Raw genomic sequence first — 3,765 nt, 5'->3', positions numbered from 1 at the left:
TACTGGCACGTACAGGCAAAACAGAAATGGACCAAGAAATTCGGTACATTCCTTCGCTACACACGCGCAGACTGGGATACAGCAGGTCAGGATACAGCAACAGAGTGGGGCGCAGGTATCACATATCAGTACTCACCCGCAATCGCATTCATGCTCGCATATGACAGCGTTGACTACGGTAAGGGTGGAACATCCTTCGGAAGAAAAGATGCTCCTCTCGAAGGAAAAGACAACCTCATCATCTTCCGTACAACAGTTAGATTCTAATCTGACGAAACTTATTTAGTTACACAAACGGAGCCCATCTGGGCTCCGTTTTTTTATATTTTTATTTCAGAATATTTGTGACTCTATTTACGTCCGTCTTTATTTTTATATTTTTTTCTTTACATTATTTATTAAAATACAAGAAGTAGTTGCCGCTTTTTGCCTTGCCAATGGTACAATATATATGTAAACTTACTTAGTCTTAATTAGTAATCTGATATATAATATTTCTTGAAGTATGGGAAATCTCGTACAAATTGAAGGGAGTCTGTAATATATGAAAAGAGTTCTTCTCCTATTGTCGCTTATCATGATACTTGTCTTTTCTATTGCAACAGTAACAACCGCCCAGTCATTTGATTCAGTTCTAGCGCGCTGGTCGCAGAGTAAACGCTATGTGGAAAGGGAAGACAAGGTTTCAAATTTAACCATAACTGCAACTTACTATTCCGCAGAGTACATTGAAGCTTTCGTTCAAAACGAAGCGAAAAAGAATCTCTGGACAGAGAATGAGCTTGAAGAATATAAATATAACTTTGTAAAAGCTCTAAGGCTCGATGAGACGATACCTATTCTGTTGCATATAGACAATAACGGTCCGGCAATGTATCTTTCACCTCTGGACATATTTGCGAAGCTTAGAATAGGCAAAAACACATATAAACCTATAGATTACGACAAGCGCCTTAATTTTAAACTTCTCGGGGAGAGAGAGGGATTAATTTTCTTCCCAAGAACGGATGCAAAGACGGGAAAAGATTTGCTTAAGGGTGAAAAGTATGTAACTTTTGAGCTGCCTCCTTCAATAAGCCCTGTAGTTGAGAGTAGAGAGACAGCTTTCATGTGGAATGTCGCAGATGACGATCCCAAGAAGCTCTTTGCCGGTAAAACAGCGGACAAGATGGAAACAGACCGTCTTTTGAAAAGACTAGAAAAATTGAAAAAAGATAAAAAAGAGCTTGATTCACAGCTGCAGACTGTCAACTCTGAAATAGGCACGATTCAAACTCGTCTAGATGAGTTGATGATGAAGAAGTAGTTATAACACTGTAAATAACATAAAAAGCGAAGCCGTAAGGCTTCGCTTTTTTGTTTTCAATATTTTTAAAAATCAAATAACTTTATTCGGGAGTCCAGGCTCCTACAGCACCCAAAAAACATCACTTACTGCTGCTTTCTTCCGAACCTGACAGATTTCACGAGCTTTCGCCGCATAGGACTGAACTCCCGAATAAAACTATTCTATATACAGTATAGTGGATTTTTTGAAAAATAACCAGCTTTTAACTGTCAAATTATGACAACTTCTAAATCTTCCCATCAAGAAAAGCTTTTATTTCCAATAGGCTGCATCAAAACCAACTACTTCAACTGTTTTGGCGTGCCTGTGGGGATTCGAACCCCAGACCTCCACCTCCGGAGGGTGGCACTCTATCCAGCTGAGCTACAGGCACACAGATTGAAGTATCGGAAGAAAGTATAGCATATCAGTGATAGAAGTGTCATTTTTAAAAATCTAATTCTGCCTTTTATTAGACGGAAATTTATTTTTAATATCAAATATGTATACCTATGACTATATGACATTAATTTTACAAAGAGAAATTAAAAGTTTATAGAATATGTTTTTATATTTTAATTTTTTTTATAATTTTAACTAAAGAAGTAATGTGTCGCCATAAAAATGCTTGTAGTAGTACAAATACTTTTTCTTTCTTGACGATATGTCATCAATTCTAGAGGTAATTAAAAAACAGAACTTAGAGATTTATTTCACATAATGAGACTTTTGTCCTATATGCATAAAATAAAAATTGAGTAAAATTGCATTCTGAAGTAAGCAATGGCTAACTTGATTATAGAATTATATATTTTATGTTGAGCCATTTCAATTTTATTTTTTTAGAAGGGAAGGGATTATTGAAAATATTTTTGAAGTACATGAAGTACGTTAAGTTTGGTAAGTAAGTAGTGTAGGCTCGGAAGTTTGTAAATTTTATACAAGACATAAAAATATCTTGTATAGATTTGACGCCAAGTTTGGCACAGGCGATAACGGCAAAGATAACGATTGGACAACCGGAGACACAAAAAATGAATTCTCAAAAGAGCGCTTCCGTCTTTTCTTGACAAAACAGATTGACGAGAAGACATACTTTGAAACTCAGTACCGTGCAGGCGCATGGGTTTCAGGTCAGAAAAAAGGAGCTTACGGACGTGGTGAGGTAACAGAAGCATCATGGAACAAGGTGTTCGTCGGCACGAAACTCCCCTACGATGTAGATTTCCGTTTCGGACGTTTCCAGTTTGACTGGGAAGACGACCACGGTCTCTACGATGATGAAGATGCCGCATTCGGTGGCTGGCGTACAGACGGATTTGAACTCAGCAAAAAATGGGGTTCTTTCAGAGGTACAGCAGTTGTAGGCCGCAACTCAAACGGTGAGCGCAGAAACGATGCCATGGCTTCCGCCAACGCTTTCGAACAAATGCTTTATGCAGCAAAGTTTGATTGGGCACCCACAGATAAGTTCTGGGCCTTAGGTATGGGATACTGGCAGCATGGCGACGGTGCTTCAACTGATGACATTCGCATAAACACATACGGTGCGGCAGCAGGCTATAAATTCACACCTGCAGTTGAACTTAAAGGAGTTTACTATTGGCAGAACTTCTCCGGTTGGAATGCAATCGCAAATGGCGACGATGCAAAATCATGGAAAGCCATTCTTGACGTCAAACAGGACGCACTCAAATTCACATCACTGTGGGTAGAGTACGCACAGGAAGACAACTGGTTCGGCGGAAACAACGATCAGGATTGGGAGGCTAAATATACTCTCGGCACATATTTGCAGGCAGGAGTGCTCAACGTCAGACCTCACAATGATCAGACAACAAAATACTTGTTTGTCAAAGCTGAGCAGAAATGGAACAAGAAGTTTGGTTCATTCCTACGCTACACACGTGCTGACTGGGATACAGCAGGTCAGGACACAGCTACAGAGTGGGGCGCAGGTATCACATATCAGTACACACCCGCAATCGCATTCATGCTTGCATATGACAGCGTTGACTACGGCAAGGGCGGCACTTCCTACGGAACAGGCGATGTTCTTGAAGGAAAAGATAATGTCATTCTCTTCCGTACAACAGTTAAATTCTAATTTGTCATAAATCAACAAATACAAGGGGGGCCATTTGGCCCCCCTTTTTTTATTTTCTACACTTAAAAACAGAGAAATAGTCTGTTATGCGATATGTTTTTCATGTAATATTGGCTATAATAAAACGTATTAAGTTTTTACGTGTGAATGGTTTTGTAATGGAGCTGTTTTTATGGATAGTATAGATTTAAAATTTATGAAAGAAGCTTATTCCTTGGCACAGGAGGCCGCCTCTATGGGAGAGATTCCCGTGGGTGCGGTCGTAGTTCGCGAAGGAGAAATAATAGGGCGGGGTTTTAACAGACGCCTAATAGATAACTCTCCCTTTGCT

At 39.5% G+C, this 3,765-nt stretch carries 4 protein-coding genes, 1 tRNA gene and 1 other RNA gene; 4 read left to right on the top strand and 2 right to left on the bottom strand.

What is annotated here, in order from left to right:
• Both GXZ13_04830 and GXZ13_04825 read left to right on the top strand, forming a co-directional pair.
• On the top strand, positions 1-267 hold a 267-nt coding region (locus GXZ13_04830; GenBank protein NLX75145.1), incomplete at its 5' end, for an S-layer homology domain-containing protein.
• A gap of 277 nt (positions 268-544) precedes the next feature.
• Entirely contained in the window at positions 545-1,306 is a 762-nt protein-coding gene (locus GXZ13_04825) for a hypothetical protein (protein ID NLX75144.1), read from the top strand.
• Positions 1,307-1,395: 89 nt separating this feature from the next.
• Here the strand turns inward: GXZ13_04825 and ffs are convergent.
• Both ffs and GXZ13_04815 read right to left on the bottom strand, forming a co-directional pair.
• An RNA gene (gene ffs / locus GXZ13_04820) (signal recognition particle sRNA small type) lies at positions 1,396-1,493 on the bottom strand.
• 151 nt (positions 1,494-1,644) lie between these two features.
• A tRNA-Arg gene (locus tag GXZ13_04815) sits at positions 1,645-1,721 on the bottom strand.
• 564 nt (positions 1,722-2,285) lie between these two features.
• On the opposite strand from GXZ13_04815, the gene GXZ13_04810 reads away from it, so the two are divergent.
• Together GXZ13_04810 and GXZ13_04805 are read left to right on the top strand one after the other, a co-directional pair.
• Positions 2,286-3,434, top strand: a complete 1,149-nt coding sequence (locus GXZ13_04810) for an S-layer homology domain-containing protein (GenBank protein ID NLX75143.1) — start codon at positions 2,286-2,288, stop codon at positions 3,432-3,434.
• Between the two features lie 172 nt (positions 3,435-3,606).
• A partial coding sequence (locus tag GXZ13_04805) for a tRNA-specific adenosine deaminase (protein ID NLX75142.1) occupies positions 3,607-3,765 on the top strand: 159 nt, incomplete at its 3' end.

It is taken from the genome of Synergistaceae bacterium, assembly GCA_012728235.1.
Taxonomy (GTDB): domain Bacteria; phylum Synergistota; class Synergistia; order Synergistales; family Synergistaceae; genus JAAYFL01.
The sequence above is the reverse complement of the archived record's forward strand: the minus strand, read 5'-3'. Positions and strand labels throughout refer to the sequence as shown.

Bases quoted from the DNA above. Each gene is read 5' to 3' on its own strand.
- GXZ13_04825 (NLX75144.1), top strand. From the start codon at position 545: ATGAAAAGAGTTCTTCTCCTATTGTCGCTTATCATGATACTTGTCTTT.